The following is an 18368-nucleotide window of genomic DNA, read 5'->3' on the forward strand; positions in this document are numbered from 1 at the left end:
GTTTATTTTTTCAATTGCATCACAATCGCTTCATCCGGTGTTACATAAAGCGTTTTTTGTTCAAAATAAATGACAAATCCTGGTTTTGCACCATTCGGTTTTTTCACATGGCGAATTTCCGTATAGTCGACCGGAACCGATGAAGAGTCGCGGGCTTTGGAAAAATAAGCACATAATACGGCGGCTTCCGTTAATGTCTGCTCATCCGGGTTTTCCGAATGGATGACAACATGCGAGCCCGGAATATCTTTCGTATGTAGCCATACTTCGTTGCGTTTTCCAATTTTGAATGTCAAATAATCATTTTGTTTATTGTTTTTGCCGACCGAAATTGAAATACCTGAAGTAGATACAAATTTTTCAGGTTCGGGTTTTGTCGGTTTCTTTTTTCGTTTAGCCTGGCGAATTCGCAGTAAACCTTGTTCTGCCAGTTCTTCACGGATTTCTTCAATATCTTTAGTGGAGGCTTGCTGTACTTGCTGTGTAAGCATTTCCAAATAGTTGATATCTTCCGTTGCTTTCTGTTTCTGTTCTTCAATCATAACTAACGCAGTCTTTGCTTTATTGTACTTTGTGTAATAGCTTTGTGCATTTTCGATCGGTGTTTTTCTCGGGCTAATCGGTATTCTTACTGTTTCGGCATTTTCACTATAATAGTTTTCAACATCTACAAATTCTGCACCTTTTTCGAAATTATAAAGATTGGCCATCAAAAGCTCACCGTAAAGTTGGAACTGCTCCAGATTTTGAGCACGTTCGAAATCTTTTTGAAGCTTTTTTTGTTTCAGCTTTAATTTATTCAATTCATTTTGCAGCCAGCGTTCAAGATCACCTGCTTGCTGTTTTACCCGGTCCCGTTTTGCACGGGCAAAAAATACACGGTCAAGCAGTTCGCCAAGTGTTCCATAGTTTGTAACAGCACCTGATAAATGAGTTAGCGCTGTTGGCGAGAAGTAAATTTTTCCTTCCTGCTCAACATAGGTCGGGTTTGCACTCGTTGCAATTTCATTCATCAGCTGTCTGCAAGCAGTAACAGCATCAGTTGTTGTGATACGGTGCAGCAATTCATTTGCATGCAATGGAGAAAAACCGGCAAACTGTTCGACAATGTCTTTAGCGGTTAGTTGTTTTGAGAAAACCTCTTTCAACTCAACTTCCGATAAACTTGTCAGGGCAATTTTTTGTTGTTGGGGCGGTGCGACATACTGCTGCCCCGGTAAAACAGTCCGGAAGCTGTTCATCGATGGTGGCAGATGTTTTATGCTATCGATAATTACATCGTTTTTAGCATCGATTAACAGCAAGTTACTATGACGCCCCATAATTTCAATGACGAGTTTTCGCTTTACCGCATCGCCGATTTCATTTTTACTGTCAATTTCAAAAGTGATTACCCGTTCAAAGCCGTCCTGAATGACAGCTGAAATAAAGCCTCCTTCAATATGTTTGCGTAACAGCATACAAAACATTGGCGGATCTGCCGGATTTTCAATCGATTGATCTGTTATGTGAACACGGGAATATGAAGGGTGAATAGAAAATAATAGTTTACTATTTTGGCCTGCTGCACGAATTTGCAATACAACTTCAAGTGCATTCGGCTGATAAATTTTTGTAATACGTCCGGAAGTCAAGCTTTGTAGTTCCTTGCTCATCGAACGAGTAAATAGTCCGTCAAATGCCATCTTTATGCCTCTTTCATTAAATAAGTTCTTTGATTGTTTTATCATACCATTTTTTCGTGGAAACCTGTAGTTATCGCAAATTACTATATATTAAGGAAACGTATTATTTATATGAGGTAAATATGATTAAAGCCTGTTGATTGGAATGGAGGGGTGGCGACTCCAGCGGGAGCAGCGTGACGCCTGAGACTACAGGCTCAGGCCACGCCCGCGGAAAGCGTCCGCCCCGGAATGGAAATCAACTCCCTAATTATAGGAAGCCAATTCTTTCCTTCTTACATAAAATAAAAAGTATTTTATTACATCCTATCTATGATAAAATATATATTTGGATAATAGACGTTAAAGCAAAATCGATAACACATATGCTATAATTGAAACAATTAAGTAAAGAAGGATGTGACGAACCTTGGTACGTAGTATGACCGGATTCGGCAGGGGGGTCACAACAACGAAACACTTTCAACTCACTGTTGAAATTCGTGCTGTGAATCATCGTTTTTTAGAAATTAATACAAAGTTTCCAAAAGAATGGATGGAATCTGAAGTAGTAGCAAAAAAAATGTTGTCGGATGCAGTTTCTCGTGGGAAAATAGATGTTATCATTTTTCTGAAGGAGCTCCATGACACTGAACAGACGATTCAAATCAATTGGTCACTGCTCAATGCTTTCCTCCAGGCAAAAAAGGAATTGTCACAAACGGTTCCGATGGAGGAAAAGTGGACAATGCAGGAGATTGTGAGTTTGGACCAAGTGTTGCAGGTTGAAAAAATTGAGTTCATGCAGGATGAGATCATAGAAGCTGTAAAAAATGCATTGGCAGAAGCGATTCAAAACCTCATTGCGATGCGTGATCGTGAAGGGCAAGGTCTGCAGCAAGTGATGCTACAGTACAAAAAAGACCTTGAAGCGCAAATTGCTGAAATACGCCACTATGCACCGCTCGCAGTTGAAAAATATCGTGAACGTTTAATGAGCCGTTTAGAAGAAGTGGCGAGCGGTCAAACGTTGGATGATCGTTTACTTACGGAAGTTGCGATTTATGCAGAGCGAATTGATATTACAGAAGAGCTGGACCGGTTGGATAGCCATTTCAATCAGTTGTCCGAAACATTAAATGAAAACATTGCGATTGGACGGAAGCTTGATTTCATTATGCAGGAAATGAACCGTGAAATTAATACAATCGGTTCAAAAAATCAGTCAACCCAATGTTCGGCTGCAGTTGTACAGGCAAAGACGATTTTGGAAAAAATGCGTGAACAAGTTCAAAATATTGAATAATATAAAGGAGTTACTTATGAAAAAACAACGTGGATTATTAATTGTTTTATCTGGTCCATCAGGTGTCGGTAAAGGGACAGTTCGTAAAGAGCTCTTTTCACAACCGGATACAAATTACGAATATTCGATTTCAATGACAACGCGTAATCCTCGCGAAGGAGAAGAAGATGGTGTAGACTATTTCTTTAGAACACGTGAGGAATTCGAATCGTTAATTGAGCAAGGAGGCTTACTGGAACATGCGGAATTTGTCGGCAATTATTACGGTACACCACTTGCATATGTACATGAAACGCTAGAAGCAGGACGCGATGTATTTTTGGAAATTGAAGTACAAGGAGCAGCACAAATTCGTGAAAAAGCACCAGATGCGTTGTTTATCTTTTTAGCACCACCAAGCATTACGGAACTGGAACAACGTTTAGTTGGTCGTGGTACGGAAACAGAAGATGTAATCGCCCGTCGTATCGCTACTGCACGTGAAGAAGTCGAAATGATGAGTTTATATGATTATGTTGTAGAAAACGACCAAGTTCAAAATGCATGTGATAAAATAAATGCTATCATAGTAGCAGAGCACTGTCGTCGTGAACGTGTGGAAAAACGCTATTTGTCAATGTTGAGAGGAGAATGAAACCATGTTATATCCATCAGTAGATAAGTTAAAAAAACAAATTGATTCTAAGTATTCTTTAGTGAGCTTAGCTTCAAAACGCGCGCGCCAAATGCAAGAAGAGGGCGGCGAGCACTTAAGCTCATACGTTTCTTACAAACCAGTAGGAAAAGCATTGGAAGAAGTAGCTGCCGGAAAGCTTCGCAAAGTTCAACAAGACGCTTCAACTGTTTACGAAGACGAAATCTAGTTGTTAATTTACTAAAAGAATACTCCCTGAGTAGAAGCTCCCTAAGAATTTTTCTTTGGGAGCTTATCCTTTGAAAGGACGGTAAAATAATGAAAAAAAACAATATACTATTGTGTGTGTCGGGTGGAATTGCTGTATATAAAGCGGTAGCGTTAGTAAGTAAACTGTCTCAGGCAGGCTTCAATGTAAAAGTGATCATGACAGCTTCAGCACAAAAGTTCGTTACCCCTTTAAGCTTCCAGGTGATGTCTAAAAATGATGTGTTTTTTGATACGTTCGATGAAAAAGATTCCAATGTCATTGCCCATATTGATCTGGCGGATTGGGCAGATTTAATTATCGTAGCTCCTGCAACAGCCAATATGATTGCCAAAATGGCACATGGAATGGCGGATGATATGGTAACAACAACATTACTTGCAACGACTGCACCTGTTTGGGTGGCACCGGCGATGAATGTACATATGTATGAACATCCGGCCGTTTTACGGAATATTGCACAACTTCACGAAGATGGCATCCGCTTTATCGAACCGTCTGAAGGATTTTTGGCATGCGGCTATGTAGGGAAAGGTCGTCTGGAAGAGCCGGAAAAAATTACTGCACTCGTAGAAAAGCATTTCCGTGAGCAATCAGGAAGCGATGGACAATGAGATTTGCACAAGTAATCGTCGATGTTTCCGCATATCCGGTTGACCGTCCTTTCGACTATTTAATACCGGAAGATTGGGAAGAGCTGATTGACATAGGATGTCGTGTAAAAGTCCCATTCGGACCGCGCAATGTGCTTGGTTTTGTCGTCGGCATTGTAGCCGAATCAGACGTTCCGGTTGAAAAAATAAAGCCGATTTCAGAAATACTCGATTTGGAATCCATTTTGACTGAGGAAATGCTGAGCTTGGCAAAATGGCTGAAGCATCAAACAATCTGTTATGAAATTGATGCATTACAAGTAATGCTACCGGGTGCTTTGCGGGCCAAGTATGAGAAGTATGCTGTCCTGCTAGGCGAAGTGCCGCAATTACCTCAAATGCTGCAGCCTTACTTTGAGAAAGCCGAAAAAGTGAATTTAGCCCAATTTGAAAAGGCAAATTTATTAAAACCATTAAAACGGGCAGTAAAAGACGGTCTTGTCAATATTGAAAATGAAGTGAAACAAAAAGGCCAAGTGAAACAAGTACGTAAAGTGCAAATTTATTCCCGTGAACAAATAGAAGAAGTGATAGGACAAATGGGAAAACGGGCACCAAAGCAGCTGGCATTGATGGAATGGATGCAAGACCATGCTGGAGCCATCGTTTTACCGGAACAAATATATGAAGCCGTTCAAGTGACAAGCAGTGTATTAAACAGTGTCATTGAAAAAGGGGCAGCAACGTATATACAAGAGGAAGTTTACCGTGATCCGTTTACAAAGGAAGTCGTAAAAACAGACTTTTTACAATTAACAGATGAGCAAGACAAGGCACTGAAAAAAATTACGGAAGCCATAGATGAAAAACGTCAAGAGACCTTTCTTCTTCACGGCATTACAGGCAGCGGCAAAACAGAAGTGTATCTACAGGCAATTCAACGCACAATTGCAGACGGGAAAGAAGCGATTGTACTCGTACCTGAAATATCATTGACACCACAAATGACGGAGCGTTTTAAATCGCGTTTCGGTGACGAAGTGGCAGTTATGCATAGCGGATTGTCTGTCGGTGAAAAGTATGATGAATGGCGGAAAGTGCAGCAAGGAAAAGTAAAGGTAGTAGTAGGTGCACGGTCAGCTATTTTTGCACCGTTTAAAAATCTCGGTCTGCTTATTTTGGATGAGGAACATGAGTCAACATACAAGCAGGAAGATTCGCCTCGCTACCATGCACGGGATGTTGCGATATGGCGCGGAAATTATTATAATTGTCCGGTTATTTTAGGAAGTGCGACACCTGCATTAGAATCGTTTGCACGTGCGAAAAAAGGTGTGTATACGTTACTGACATTGTCACAGCGGGCAAAAAATCAGGCATTGCCAACCGTTCAGATTATCGATATGCGGGAACAGCTGCAGGCAGGAAACCGTTCGATGTTTTCTGAACCGCTTATGGAAGCATTAAGGGATCGTCTCGATAAAAAAGAACAGACCGTCCTATTTTTAAATCGCCGCGGCTACTCATCGTTTGTATTATGCAGGGATTGCGGGACAACAGTGCAATGTCCAAACTGTGATATTTCGTTGACGTACCACCGTTATCAGGAAAAGCTGAAATGCCATTATTGCGGTCACGATGAATATATACCGGAAACATGTCCTGAATGCCTAAGTGAAAACATCCGTTATTTCGGTACCGGTACACAAAAGGTTGAAGAAGAGATTCATAAGCTGTTCCCGGAAGCACGTGTTATGCGGATGGATGTCGATACGACAAAACAAAAAGGGGCACATGAAAAAATGCTCGATGCGTTCGGCCGAGGGGAAGCGGATATTCTGCTCGGGACGCAAATGATTGCAAAAGGACTTGATTTCCCGAATATTACATTAGTCGGAGTATTGAGCGCCGATACCTCGCTTCATTTACCGGACTACCGTGCAGCGGAAAAAACATTCCAGCTCATGACGCAAGTAAGTGGTCGAGCAGGACGCCACAATAAGCTGGGAGAAGTATATATCCAAACTTATACACCGGAGCATTATGCAATCCAGCTATCAAAAGATCAGCATTATACTCCGTTTTACGAACGCGAAATGCATGCAAGACACATTGCAGGATATCCGCCATATTATTATATTGCGCTTATTCAAGTGTCGCATGAAGACGTCATGTTTGCTGCTGAATATGCCGGCCGTGTTGCCGAGTATTTGCGGTCCAATTTATCATTTAATGTTTCCGTTATCGGACCGACCACTGCCAGCATCGCTCGTCTCCAAAATAGATATCGTTATCAATGTTTGATAAAATATAAAGTAGAGCCAAATTTGATTCCGGTTCTTTTACAGCTAATAAAACTGTATCGTTCGGAATGGATAAAAAAAGGCATTGTGTTAACAGTTGATTTAGATCCGACAATGATCTAATGCATATAGAAAGAGGTATTGAAATGGCAATTAAAGAAGTTGTAAAAAACCCGGCGAATATACTATCAAAAAAAACAAGAGAAGTTGAAGTAATCGATGAAAATATCATTCAACTTTTAGATGATTTATATGACACGATGGTAGAAAATGATGGTGTAGGAATTGCTGCACCTCAAATTAATGTTGATTTACGTGTAGCAATCGTAGAATTAGGTGAAGATATTTTAGAAATGATCAACCCGATTGTACTTGAGACACGTGGAGAAGAAGAAGATGTGGAAGGCTGTTTAAGTTTCCCGGACTTATTTGGCATGGTAAAGCGCCCAACATACGTAAAAATCGAAGCCTCAGATCGCGAAGGAAGTATTTATGAACTTGAAGCTGAAGACTTTGAAGCACGCTGTATTTTGCATGAAATCGATCATTTAGATGGCGTTTTATTTGATTCGAAAATGACGCGTGTATTAACAGAGGAAGAATTAGAAGAGCTATACGCGGACGTTGAGGAGGAATAATCGATGACAAAAATCGTATTTATGGGAACACCTGCCTTTTCAGCGCCAATTTTGCGTATGCTTCATGAAGAAGGCTATGACATCGCAGCGGTTGTTACACAGCCGGATCGTCCAGTTGGGCGTAAAAAAGTATTAACACCGCCACCTGTAAAAGAAGAAGCACTACGACTAGGCTTACCGGTTATTCAACCTGAAAAGCTGCGCGGTTCACAGGAGCTGGAAGAAATTTTAGCATTAAATGCGGACATTGTCGTAACGGCGGCATTTGGACAGATTTTGCCGAAAGAACTGCTTGAAGCACCTCAACTAGGTTGTATTAATGTCCATGCATCATTATTACCTGCATATCGAGGCGGTGCACCAATTCATCAGGCAATTATCGATGGACAGGCATCAACGGGTGTAACGATTATGTATATGGCGGAAAAACTGGATGCCGGGGATATTATTTCACAACGGGAAATTGCCATTGAAGATACAGACAATACAGGTACAATGTTTGATAAATTAAGTGCAGTAGGTCGTGAACTATTAAAAGAAACAATGCCATCGATTATCGACGGAACAAATGCCCGCATTCCACAGGATGAATCACTCGTAACATTTGCGCGCAATATTAGCCGTGAGCAGGAGTTGATTGATTGGAATAATGAAGCGCGTGCATTGTATAATCAAGTGCGCGGACTACACCCTTGGCCTGTTGCCTATACGACATTTGAAGGGGCTAACTTTAAAGTCTGGGCAGCAAAGGTTGGGGAAACTGCAACAAATGCTGCACCGGGAGAAGTCGTGAAAATTGAAAAAGATCATTTTGAAGTAGCGACAGGCGATGGCAGTACATTGGCGCTGTATGATGTACAACCAGCAGGGAAGAAACGCATGACAGCAGAAGAGTTTTTACGTGGTACGGGCTCGAAATTACAGATTGGGGACCGTTTTGAATGAGTAAAAAGAAACAAGTAATTTGGGACGGTAATGTGCGGGATGCCGCTTTAACGATTTTACTGACGGTCGATAAAAGCCAGGCATACAGTAATTTATTATTACACCAAACGATTGAAAAATATAAAATCGATGCGAAAGATCGTGGCCTGTTAACAGAGCTCACATATGGAACATTGCAGCATAAACTGACACTGGATTATTATCTGGAGCCATTTATTCGCGGAAAAGTGGATATTTGGGTGCGCTGGCTGTTGCGTATGTCGCTCTATCAAATGCAGTATTTAACACGTATTCCTGCACACGCCGCTGTCAATGAAGCAGTGGAAATTGCAAAACGCCGAGGCCATAAAGGGATTGCCTCAATGGTAAACGGTATTTTACGTTCGATTTTACGTGAAGGTGTTCGTTCAACCGATTTAATAGAAGATGCAAATGAGCGTCTGGCAATCGAAACAAGTCACCCGCAATGGCTGGTCGATCGCTGGGTTGAAAGCTACGGCTATGATAAAACACGTGAAATGCTGCTTGAAAATAATATTGCACCATTGCAGACAGTACGTGTCAACACGACAAAAGCAACTGTTGAACAAGTATTGACAACACTTGAACGTGAAGGTGTAAAAGCGCGCCGCAGTGAATATATACCTGAATGTCTGCATCTTGAAAGCGGGCAGGCCGCACGTACGGGAGCGTTTCGAAATGGGCTTATTACGATTCAGGATGAAAGTTCGATGCTGCCGGCAAAAGTGCTGAATCCGCAACCAGGTATGAAAGTACTTGATATGTGTGCAGCACCAGGAGGGAAAACAACGCATCTTGCTGAAGTTATGAAAAACGAAGGCTCGATTTTAGCGACCGATCTTCATCCGAAAAAATTGGATTTAATCGAAGAGAATGTCGCGCGTCTAGGATTGAATATTATCGAAACAGCTCCGCTTGACGGAAGAAAAGCAGCAGGCTTCTTACAAAAGGAAGGCTATGATGCGATTCTGGTTGACGCACCTTGCTCAGGTTTGGGCGTAATGCGACGCAAGCCGGATATTAAATATACAAAGCGAGAAGAAGATTTAGAGAGCCTGCAAACAATTCAGCTTTCGATTTTGAATAATGCAGTCCAGCTATTAAAACAAGACGGACGATTAGTGTATTCAACATGCACAGTAGATCGTAGTGAAAATGAAGGTACGGTACAAGCCTTCTTAAAAGAGCACCCTGAAATGAACTTGGTGCCGATTGAAAATTTACCAACACAACTAGAAGCGAAGCAACAGGACGGGATGCTGCAAGTATTCCCGCAAGATATAGGCAGTGACGGATTTTTCGTAGCTGCATTCGTAAAAAAAGGAGCGTCCAATTAACTAATGGAGCAAGAACAATTAAAACAATTTGATGAACGAATTCAGGATTTAGTGGAAGAAACAGCAGATAAACCGGTACGTCGTGCGAAGAAAGAAAAGCCACAGTTAAAACCTTCTGTCTACTCATTACGTCTAGATGAAATGAAGGAATGGCTGACAGCAAATGGAGAAAAGGCTTTCCGGGCAGCGCAAATTTATGAATGGCTTTATGAAAAGCGTGTCCAAACATTTGAAGAAATGTCAAACTTGCCGAAAGCATTGCGTGAAAAACTTGAGGCCGAGTTTGCATTAACGACACTATCGACAATTATTAAACAAGAATCAAAAGACGGCACGATCAAGTTTTTATTTCAGCTGCAAGACGGCTATTCAATTGAAACTGTATTGATGCGCCATGATTACGGTAATTCAATTTGTGTAACGACACAAGTAGGCTGCCGTATCGGTTGTACATTCTGTGCATCTACGTTAGGTGGCTTGAAGCGTCATTTAATGGCAGGTGAAATTGTTGAGCAGGTCGTAAAAGTTCAGCAACAGCTTGACGCATCAGAAGAGCGTGTATCTTCAATTGTTATCATGGGAATCGGTGAGCCGTTTGACAACTACGATGCGATGATGAACTTCCTTAAAATTATGAACGATGACAAAGGATTAAATATTGGGGCGCGTCATATTACGGTTTCGACTTCGGGAATTGTACCGAAAATCTATGAATTCGCAGATGAAGGCATGCAAATTAACTTTGCGGTTTCTCTTCACGCACCGAACCAAGAGGCACGTCAGAAATTAATGCCGATTGCCAAAGCATATAAATTAGAAGAGTTGATGGAAGCAGTAAAATACTATACGAAGAAAACAGGGCGTCGTGTTACATTTGAATACGGTTTAATGTCAGGTCAAAATGATACAGAAGAAGTAGCAATGGAACTGGCAAAGCTGATCAAAAATATTAAATGTCATGTTAACTTAATTCCGATTAACTACGTGCCGGAACGTGATTATATTCGTACATCACGCAGTAAAATTTTTGCTTTTGAAAGAACGCTTAAGGAGCAAGGTATTAACGTAACAATCCGCCGTGAGCAAGGTGCAGATATTGCAGCTGCATGTGGCCAGTTACGTGCACAAGAACGATCACACGAAACAAAGTAGGTGGACTATAGTGAACTTTACAGTGGAAAGTGATATTGGGTTGAAGCGAAAAATAAATGAAGATCGGGCCGCGTTTTTTGAGCGTCCCGATCATTTTAAGCTTGCGATTTTAGCAGATGGTATGGGTGGTCATAATGCTGGTGATGTAGCGAGTGAAATGGTTATTACCGAAATGCATGCACTCTTTAAACAGGAAAATGCAGAAAATTTTGCAACTAAACAGTTAAAGCTGGAATGGTTGCGTAATGCGGTGTCACATATTAATCAAAAAATATATCATTACTCATTAACACATGAAAATTGTCAAGGTATGGGTACGACAATGATCGCTGTGTTGCTTGATAAGAATGATTGCACGATAAGCCATGTTGGCGACAGTCGTGTATACCATATTACAAACGAAACAGTAAAGTTAGTAACAAGAGATCATTCTTATGTAAATATTTTATTGGAAAATGGAGAAATTAGTGAAGAAGAGGCACAAAATCATCCTCAACGGAACTTTATTTTAAAAGCACTCGGTACAGAAATTTCGATTGAACCTGATTTTTATGAAATCACTCTATCAAATGAGGCCTTTTTACTCATTTGTTCCGACGGGTTAAGTAATAAACTGTCTACAGAGGAAATGGGCAAAATTATTACTACACAGGTTTCCGTTCAGGAAAAAGGAAAAAAATTAGTTCAATTAGCAAATGAGCGTGGTGGAGAAGATAATATTTCCCTTATCTTAATGACAACGGTGCAGGAGGTGTAACAATGCTAGTAGGAAAACATATAAGTGGCCGTTATAAAATTTTAAAATTAATTGGCGGAGGCGGTATGTCAAATGTATATTTGGCACACGACATTATTTTAAGCCGTGACGTCGCAATTAAAATATTGCGTTATGATTTATCGAATGAAGAAGAATTGCACCGTCGTTTCCAGCGTGAAGCATTGTCTGCAACAAGTTTGACTAATCCTAATATCGTAAGCATCTATGATGTTGGCGAAGATGGGGATATGCACTATATTGTCATGGAATACATTAAAGGGAAAACATTAAAACAATACATACAAGAGTTTTCACCTTTATCTGCAGCGCGTAGTGTCCATATAATGAAGCAGCTTACATCGGCAATTGCCCATGCACATGAAAACGGAATTATTCATCGAGATATAAAGCCTCAAAATATATTGATGGACGAAGAAGGAAATGTGAAAATCACTGATTTCGGGATTGCGACATCGCTTGGAGCAACAAGCTTCACGCAAACGAACTCAGTCATCGGAACAGTCCATTATTTATCGCCGGAGCAGGCACGCGGCGGTGTAGCAACGATGAAGTCAGATATATATGCACTTGGAATCGTTTTTTATGAGCTTTTAACAGGTGAATTGCCATTTTCAGGGGAATCTGCTGTATCTATTGCGTTAAAGCATCTGCAGGCGGAAACACCTTCCGTACGTGAATTCGATGCAAGCATTCCGCAAAGCGTGGAAAATATCGTATTGAAGGCAACAGCAAAAGATCAAAACCACCGCTACAGCAATGCAGAAGAGATGGAAGAAGATTTAAATACATGTTTATCATTACAACGGGTGAATGAACCTAAATTTATGCCGCCGGTTGATAATGGGGCGACAAAGCTAATGCCGATTATAAAAGATCCGAAGCCTGTACCTGTCCCGGTTCAGGAGCCATCTACCGGCATTACAGAACAGACAGTCCGAATCGATTCAAAACCGCCTGCAGAGGAAGAACCGAAGCCGCTTAAGCCAAAAAAGAAAAAGAAAAAATGGCCGCTTATCGTTGGTCTATTAGTTCTTTTAGCAATTGGTGCAGTAGTAGCAGCTGTTCTTTTAACACCAAATAGAGTAGTCATAGAAGATGTGACAGATATGACGGTTGAAGAAGCAATTCGAATTTTAGAAGAGCAAGGTTTCGTTATTGGCGAACAAGAGGAACGTAACAATGAAGAAATTGAATCCGGAAATATCATTGAAACGAATCCGCAAGCAGGTCGGGAACGTGATAAAGGCACTACGGTCGATTTAATCGTCAGTATCGGTAAGGAATTGACAAAGATGGAGGATTTCGTCGGTAAACAGCGTGATGATGTAATCGATGCATTAGAAGAATATAATAGCTATGATTTTAGAGAGGAATATTCTTCAGAGCATGCAGCGGGCGAAATTATCGGTCAAACACCGGAAGCTGGAGAGGAAATTCACGTCAATGAGACAGATGTTGTATTAACAGTTAGTAGAGGACAGGAACAAGTAACGGTGCGGGACTTGATGGCGTTTAATGATGCAAACCGTTCAGAATATGAAAAAAGCTCAGGTTTTAAAGTGAATGTAACTGGTGAAGAATATTCGGATAAACCGGCAGGTGAAGTAATCAGTCAAACACCAAAAGCAGGCACGAAGCTTGAAAAAGGTAGCACAATTAATGTCGTCATCTCAAAAGGACCAAAAGCAAAACAGGAAAAGTTCTATACAAAAACAATTGAAATTCCGTACGAGCCTTTTGAAGAAGGGATCGAGCAAGAGGTCTCCATTTACATTCAGGACAAAACACGTACAATGGCAGAACCTGTAGAAAAGTTAACAATTAATGAAGATACTTTATATACAATTAAGCTGGTCATCGTTGAAGGGGACAAAGCAGCCTATCAGATTGTACGGGATAACAATGTAATCGAAAATAAAACAATTACGTATGAAGAATTGGCGGAATAAGGAGGAATTGGATGGCGCAAGCCCAAATTCGAAAAGCATTAAGCGGTTATTATTATGTTGAAAAAGACGGCAATTTAATTCAATGTCGCGCTCGTGGGATTTTCCGTAATCGCGGAGAATCACCACTAGTCGGCGATTTTGTGGAATATTCCTATGATGGGGAATCGGATGGTTCCATCGATAAAATACTGGAACGTCACAACGAACTCGTCCGACCACCGATTGCGAATGTGGATCAGGCATTACTTGTGTTTTCCGCAAAAGAACCGGATTTTAATACAGTACTGCTCGACCGTTTTTTAGTCGTGCTCGAGTCGTTCCATGTTCAGCCGATCATTATTTTAACGAAGATGGATTTATTAAATGATGCAGAACGTGCACATTTACAAACATACATTGACGACTATAAAGAAATCGGCTATGACATTATCGAAACATACATTGATGATCCAACATTGCTGGAGAAAATTGAACCATACTTGCAAGAAAAAACATCGGTGCTTGCTGGCCAGTCAGGTGTAGGGAAGTCAACATTATTAAATACATTGCTTCCTGAGCTTGATTTAAAAACAGGTATTATTTCAAAAAGTTTAGGGCGCGGGAAACATACAACTCGCCACGTCGAGCTGATTGAAGTATGCGGCGGACTATTGGCGGACACACCAGGCTTTAGTTCTTTTGATTTTGAAATGATAGAAAAAGAAGAGCTGACATCCTGTTTACCAGAGTTCGAACGTATTAGCGAGAATTGTAAGTTCCGTGGTTGTCTGCATATAAAAGAACCGAAATGTGCGGTAAAACAGGCAGTAGAAACGGGAGAAATCCGTTCGTACCGCTATGAGCATTATGAACAAATCTTACAAGAAATTATTGACCGAAAGCCGAGGTATTAGACATGATTAAAATTGCACCATCAATTTTAGCAGCAGACTTTGCAAAGCTGGGACAAGAAGTAAAAGAAGTAGAAGCAGCAGGAGCCGAATTGATTCATATCGATGTAATGGACGGTCATTTCGTACCGAATATTTCATTTGGTGCAATTGCATTAGAAGCCATTCGTCCTCTTTCTACATTACCGATGGACGTACATTTAATGATTGAAAATCCGGACCAGTATATTGAACAGTTTGCGAAAGCGGGCGCAGATTATATTACGGTACATGTTGAAGCATGCCGCCATCTGCACCGTACGATTCAGTTAATTCGTTCACATGGTGTGAAACCGGGTGTTGTATTAAATCCGCATACGCCGATTGAAACAATACAGCATATTTTGGAAGATGTTGATATGGTGCTGTTTATGACGGTAAACCCTGGCTTTGGCGGACAAAAGTTCATTGAATCGGTTGTGCCTAAAGTAGAAGCATTATCGAAAATTATTAAAGAACGTGGCTTGAATATCGAAATTGAAATTGATGGCGGAATTAACGCTGAAACAATCGTACCTTGTGCAAAAGCAGGTGCAACGGTTTTTGTAGCTGGTTCAGCTATTTACAGTAAAGAAGATCGCGCACAAGCTTTACAGGAAATTAAACAAGCAGGATTAGCGGCAATTCAATGATTGTAGCAATCTGCTCAGGCGGCCCCGTTCATGAGGTCGCCTTTTCTTTAACACCGGATGTCTGGATTGGAGTCGACCGGGGGGCATTATATTTAGTGGACAAAGGCATACAGCCACATAGTATTGTCGGCGATTTTGATTCCATTACAGCGGAGGAATTTGCGCGGATTTCCGAAGCTGTAGACCATGTTGAACAATTTCAAGCAGAAAAAGATGAGACGGATACAGACTTAGCCTTGCAGAAGGCACTCACATACGAGCCGCAGGAAGTCTTTTTAACGGGTGTTACAGGCGGGCGTTTAGATCATTATGAAGCGACATTGCGGTCTGTATTTCTCATGCAGCAGCAGCATCCTCATATTACTTTTAAAATCATTAATTCTCATAATATCATTCAATTTTTACTGCCGGGTACACATATTTTGACAGAAGACTATTATTCTTACGTATCGTTTTTTGCCTATGGAAAGACTCTGCGAAACGTGACGTTGCGTAGTGTTAAATATGAGACGACAGATGAAGTGATTGAACAGGGGACAACGCGTTTCACAAGCAATGAAATAATAGGTACAGGGTCTATTTCATTTAGGGAAGGCATATGTTTAATGATAAAGAGTAAAGATTAAGGAGGAACAACACTGAAAGTATATACATTCCAAATGCCAAAATGGTTAAGCGGTGTGGCAAGAGGCTGCGTGAAGTTGTTTCGTAGAGATAAAAAAGAAAAATAAAGATCCTGTCTACAGCTCATAGTGATTATGGGCTGTATTTTTTATGTTGTTAAGGAAATTATATACTATCGCACTATGGATAACCTGGAAACAAGTTTTTGTCCCCGTCCAGGCTAAAGCGCCAACTCCTCGGCCATTCCAGTCCCTCCGTGCAAAAGTGGTGAACCGTTTACTTTTGCGTCGGGCCTTCCAATGTCTGAGGCTCACACGATGTGAGCCATTGGGGGCATGCCACAAGGACGTGGCGTTATACCCCCTCGGAGTTGAACGGGCGCTTTAGCGCTTTTGTTCATTTTTTGCAAAAAAATAGAGTACCAGCAAATTGCTGATACTCTATACGCGATTATACGCGCTCGATTTTACCTGATTTTAAAGCACGAGCAGAAACCCATACACGTTTTGGCTTACCGTCAACTAAGATACGAACTTTTTGAAGGTTAGCACCCCAAGTACGTTTGTTAGCGTTCATAGCGTGTGAACGGTTGTTGCCTGTACGAGCTTTACGGCCAGTAATTACGCATTGTTTTGGCATTGTAAAATTCCTCCTTACAGCTGAATCTGAAATCTTTATTTCAGTTCGTTATTTCACATACCATAATAATTTAACATACAGAGTCAATGAGTGCAAGACATTTTACATAACCTTTCAAGAAAAAAACCTTTACACCCCATTTTGCTTAATCGGGATTAAAAACTTCCTGGAAAAGGTAATGTACTATATAAACTAATTATTTGGGGGAAATATTTATGAAAAAGTGTATGGTCATCATCAACCCATCTTCAGGGAAAGAAAAAGCAAGTGATTATGAAAAGAAAATTATCGGACAATTACATAATTATGAAGTCATTGTAAAAGAAACAGAAGGTGAGAAGGATGCAACCCGCTTTGCTAAAATGGCATGTGATGAGCAATATGATGCGGTCATTTTAGTCGGCGGAGACGGTACACTAAATGAAGGGATCAACGGAATTGCCGAGCAGCCTCACCGCCCTGTTGTGGGAGTTGTTCCATTAGGTACAGTCAATGATTTTGCGCGTGCATTGGACATATCGCTTGATCCTGATGAGGCGATAGCGTTACTTGGCGGAAAAACAACAAAAGCGGACATCGGGAAAGTGAACGATCATTATTTCACGAATGTTATTGCAATCGGATTATTGGCAGAAGCGGTTGGTGACGTGTCGGTAGAGCAAAAAACATCTCTTGGATCGCTCGCCTATTTATTTGAAGGAGTGAAAGCGGCCATTCAAAATGACTCCTACGAAATGGAAGTAACGGCAGATGGACAAACGTATAAAGAAAATATGATGCTCTTCATATGTGTATTAACCGATTCAGTCGGAAGCTTCCGCCAACTAAATGAAGATGCCGATAAATCAGACGGCCTCTTGCACGGATTTATTATTAAAACTACGAGCACACTACAAGTAGTAGGGACGGCTAAAAATTTGCTTACAGGCAATTATGAGGACGATGACAATATTATTAAATTGAATGCACGTGAAATGCATATAAAAGCGACTGAAGCATTTCCGCTGAATGTTGACGGAGACTTAATCAGCCAACTTCCTGCAAAAATATCCATTTTGCATAATCATATCGAATTTTTCGCGGTTAATAGTGGGACTCGACCAAAATAGGTACGTAATAAATAGTCGGCTGGCAACTAAGCATATGGAATGGAAGGCGGCGACTCCTGCGGGATAAGCGTGACGGCCGATATACCGCAAGAGCGTAGCGGTGAGGAATGGCCCACGCCCGCGGAAAGCGTCAGCCTGTAGTGGAATGTGCGGATAAACATATATTTGGGTATTGAGCTAAAATAGTCAGTGATATGTTTCAAAGATGCTTCCTTGTATAACAACTGAAAATTGTCGAATACTCTAAATAGGTTGTGCAAAAAAATATATGATGTTGTTTTGCATTCAGTGGGGATAAAGAACCTAACTGATTGAAATTTCACTTTATTGAAAGATTAAAAATAAAGAGATTCTTAATAAAGAGAAATTCAAAAAAACGACTTCAGGCTAGACGTAGATGAACGTTTTCTTTTATAATCGACTTTTGTGTAGTACAATATAAATTAGTCAAATAGAGCCAAGGGGGCATTCACTATGTCAGTAGAATTAAATAACGAATTCGGTCATATTGATATATCCAATGATGTTATTGCTCAAATTGCTGGTGGAGCAGCGATTGAATGCTATGGCATTGTAGGCATGGCATCAAAACATCAGATTCGTGATGGATTAACAGATATTTTACGAAAAGAGAATTTTGCAAAAGGTGTGCTCATTCGCCAAGAAGGTGATGACTTACATATTGATATGTACATTATTGTAAGCTATGGTACGAAAATTTCTGAAATCGCTTATCAAGTACAATCCAAAGTAAAATATACAGTAAATAAAACATTAGGTATGAGCGTTAAATCAGTTAATATTTTTGTTCAAGGCGTTCGTGTTGCGAACGTGTAAGAGGAGGAAA

At 40.7% G+C, this 18368-nt stretch carries 17 protein-coding genes and 1 pseudogene; 16 read left to right on the plus strand and 2 right to left on the minus strand.

What is annotated here, in order from left to right; translation table 11 throughout:
* Positions 1-2: 2 nt before the first annotated feature.
* Complete coding sequence (locus MHH37_RS04760) at positions 3-1685, minus strand: NFACT RNA binding domain-containing protein (RefSeq protein WP_342575247.1); 1683 nt, start codon at positions 1683-1685, stop codon at positions 3-5.
* 409 nt (positions 1686-2094) lie between these two features.
* Here MHH37_RS04760 and MHH37_RS04765 point away from each other — a divergent pair, with 409 nt between their 5' ends.
* The 14 genes and pseudogenes from MHH37_RS04765 to MHH37_RS04830 all read left to right on the plus strand — a co-directional run bounded on the left by MHH37_RS04765 (position 2095) and on the right by MHH37_RS04830 (position 15775).
* Positions 2095-2970 (plus strand): YicC/YloC family endoribonuclease, encoded by an 876-nt coding sequence (locus MHH37_RS04765; RefSeq protein ID WP_008403354.1) that lies wholly within the window; start codon positions 2095-2097, stop codon positions 2968-2970.
* 16 nt (positions 2971-2986) lie between these two features.
* On the plus strand, positions 2987-3604 hold the full coding sequence (gene gmk / locus MHH37_RS04770; RefSeq protein ID WP_008403353.1) for a guanylate kinase: 618 nt from the start codon (positions 2987-2989) through the stop codon (positions 3602-3604).
* A 4-nt stretch (positions 3605-3608) separates the two neighbouring features.
* Positions 3609-3833 carry a DNA-directed RNA polymerase subunit omega gene (gene rpoZ / locus MHH37_RS04775; RefSeq protein WP_008403352.1) on the plus strand — a complete coding sequence of 75 codons (225 nt, stop codon included), beginning with the start codon at positions 3609-3611 and terminating at the stop codon, positions 3831-3833.
* 89 nt (positions 3834-3922) lie between these two features.
* Positions 3923-4447 (plus strand): annotated as a pseudogene (gene coaBC, locus MHH37_RS04780) (bifunctional phosphopantothenoylcysteine decarboxylase/phosphopantothenate--cysteine ligase CoaBC); the annotation flags it as partial.
* 35 nt (positions 4448-4482) lie between these two features.
* Positions 4483-6891: a primosomal protein N' gene (priA, locus tag MHH37_RS04785; protein WP_342575248.1), complete on the plus strand. Its 2409-nt coding sequence runs from the start codon at positions 4483-4485 to the stop codon at positions 6889-6891.
* Between the two features lie 23 nt (positions 6892-6914).
* A complete protein-coding gene (gene def / locus MHH37_RS04790) occupies positions 6915-7406 on the plus strand; it encodes a peptide deformylase (RefSeq protein WP_342575250.1) in 492 nt (163 codons plus the stop codon).
* A gap of 3 nt (positions 7407-7409) precedes the next feature.
* Positions 7410-8351, plus strand: coding sequence for a methionyl-tRNA formyltransferase (gene fmt, locus MHH37_RS04795; protein ID WP_342575251.1), 942 nt, complete (start codon positions 7410-7412; stop codon positions 8349-8351).
* The gene (rsmB, locus tag MHH37_RS04800) at positions 8348-9709 is read left to right on the plus strand and encodes a 16S rRNA (cytosine(967)-C(5))-methyltransferase RsmB (protein WP_008403347.1); all 1362 of its coding nucleotides are present in this window, start codon (positions 8348-8350) and stop codon (positions 9707-9709) included. The genes fmt and rsmB overlap by 4 nt, the downstream gene beginning before the upstream one ends.
* Positions 9710-9712: 3 nt before the next feature.
* The gene (rlmN, locus tag MHH37_RS04805; protein ID WP_342575252.1) at positions 9713-10861 is read left to right on the plus strand and encodes a 23S rRNA (adenine(2503)-C(2))-methyltransferase RlmN; all 1149 of its coding nucleotides are present in this window, start codon (positions 9713-9715) and stop codon (positions 10859-10861) included.
* 10 nt (positions 10862-10871) lie between these two features.
* Positions 10872-11618 (plus strand): Stp1/IreP family PP2C-type Ser/Thr phosphatase, encoded by a 747-nt coding sequence (locus MHH37_RS04810; protein WP_087615444.1) that lies wholly within the window; start codon positions 10872-10874, stop codon positions 11616-11618.
* 2 nt (positions 11619-11620) lie between these two features.
* On the plus strand, positions 11621-13588 hold the full coding sequence (pknB, locus tag MHH37_RS04815; RefSeq protein WP_342575254.1) for a Stk1 family PASTA domain-containing Ser/Thr kinase: 1968 nt from the start codon (positions 11621-11623) through the stop codon (positions 13586-13588).
* Positions 13589-13599: 11 nt separating this feature from the next.
* Positions 13600-14481 carry a ribosome small subunit-dependent GTPase A gene (rsgA, locus tag MHH37_RS04820; RefSeq protein ID WP_008403343.1) on the plus strand — a complete coding sequence of 294 codons (882 nt, stop codon included), beginning with the start codon at positions 13600-13602 and terminating at the stop codon, positions 14479-14481.
* Between the two features lie 2 nt (positions 14482-14483).
* Positions 14484-15149 carry a ribulose-phosphate 3-epimerase gene (gene rpe, locus MHH37_RS04825; RefSeq protein ID WP_065216449.1) on the plus strand — a complete coding sequence of 222 codons (666 nt, stop codon included), beginning with the start codon at positions 14484-14486 and terminating at the stop codon, positions 15147-15149.
* Complete coding sequence (locus MHH37_RS04830) at positions 15146-15775, plus strand: thiamine diphosphokinase (protein ID WP_065216448.1); 630 nt, start codon at positions 15146-15148, stop codon at positions 15773-15775. The genes rpe and MHH37_RS04830 overlap by 4 nt, the downstream gene beginning before the upstream one ends.
* A 448-nt stretch (positions 15776-16223) precedes the next feature.
* Here the strand turns inward: MHH37_RS04830 and rpmB are convergent, their stop codons facing one another.
* Entirely contained in the window at positions 16224-16412 is a 189-nt protein-coding gene (gene rpmB / locus MHH37_RS04835) for a 50S ribosomal protein L28 (RefSeq protein ID WP_004227417.1), read from the minus strand.
* Between the two features lie 215 nt (positions 16413-16627).
* On the opposite strand from rpmB, the gene MHH37_RS04840 reads away from it, so the two are divergent.
* Together MHH37_RS04840 and MHH37_RS04845 are read left to right on the plus strand one after the other, a co-directional pair.
* Positions 16628-17521, plus strand: coding sequence for a diacylglycerol kinase family protein (locus MHH37_RS04840; RefSeq protein WP_342575255.1), 894 nt, complete (start codon positions 16628-16630; stop codon positions 17519-17521).
* A gap of 474 nt (positions 17522-17995) precedes the next feature.
* On the plus strand, positions 17996-18358 hold the full coding sequence (locus MHH37_RS04845) for an Asp23/Gls24 family envelope stress response protein (protein WP_008403339.1): 363 nt from the start codon (positions 17996-17998) through the stop codon (positions 18356-18358).
* Positions 18359-18368 lie beyond the last annotated feature (10 nt).

The organism is Solibacillus sp. FSL K6-1781, from assembly GCF_038630735.1.
Lineage (GTDB): Bacteria > Bacillota > Bacilli > Bacillales_A > Planococcaceae > Solibacillus > Solibacillus silvestris.

Excerpts from the sequence above, each read along its gene's own strand:
- MHH37_RS04760 (WP_342575247.1), bottom strand. The coding sequence starts at position 1,685 with ATGGCATTTGACGGACTATTTACTCGTTCGATGAGCAAGGAACTACAA.
- gmk (WP_008403353.1), top strand. The coding sequence starts at position 2,987 with ATGAAAAAACAACGTGGATTATTAATTGTTTTATCTGGTCCATCAGGT.
- rpoZ (WP_008403352.1), top strand. The coding sequence starts at position 3,609 with ATGTTATATCCATCAGTAGATAAGTTAAAAAAACAAATTGATTCTAAG.
- priA (WP_342575248.1), top strand. The coding sequence starts at position 4,483 with ATGAGATTTGCACAAGTAATCGTCGATGTTTCCGCATATCCGGTTGAC.
- def (WP_342575250.1), top strand. The coding sequence starts at position 6,915 with ATGGCAATTAAAGAAGTTGTAAAAAACCCGGCGAATATACTATCAAAA.
- fmt (WP_342575251.1), top strand. The coding sequence starts at position 7,410 with ATGACAAAAATCGTATTTATGGGAACACCTGCCTTTTCAGCGCCAATT.
- rsmB (WP_008403347.1), top strand. The coding sequence starts at position 8,348 with ATGAGTAAAAAGAAACAAGTAATTTGGGACGGTAATGTGCGGGATGCC.
- rlmN (WP_342575252.1), top strand. The coding sequence starts at position 9,713 with ATGGAGCAAGAACAATTAAAACAATTTGATGAACGAATTCAGGATTTA.
- pknB (WP_342575254.1), top strand. The coding sequence starts at position 11,621 with ATGCTAGTAGGAAAACATATAAGTGGCCGTTATAAAATTTTAAAATTA.
- rsgA (WP_008403343.1), top strand. The coding sequence starts at position 13,600 with ATGGCGCAAGCCCAAATTCGAAAAGCATTAAGCGGTTATTATTATGTT.
- rpe (WP_065216449.1), top strand. The coding sequence starts at position 14,484 with ATGATTAAAATTGCACCATCAATTTTAGCAGCAGACTTTGCAAAGCTG.
- MHH37_RS04830 (WP_065216448.1), top strand. The coding sequence starts at position 15,146 with ATGATTGTAGCAATCTGCTCAGGCGGCCCCGTTCATGAGGTCGCCTTT.
- rpmB (WP_004227417.1), bottom strand. The coding sequence starts at position 16,412 with ATGCCAAAACAATGCGTAATTACTGGCCGTAAAGCTCGTACAGGCAAC.
- MHH37_RS04840 (WP_342575255.1), top strand. The coding sequence starts at position 16,628 with ATGAAAAAGTGTATGGTCATCATCAACCCATCTTCAGGGAAAGAAAAA.
- MHH37_RS04845 (WP_008403339.1), top strand. The coding sequence starts at position 17,996 with ATGTCAGTAGAATTAAATAACGAATTCGGTCATATTGATATATCCAAT.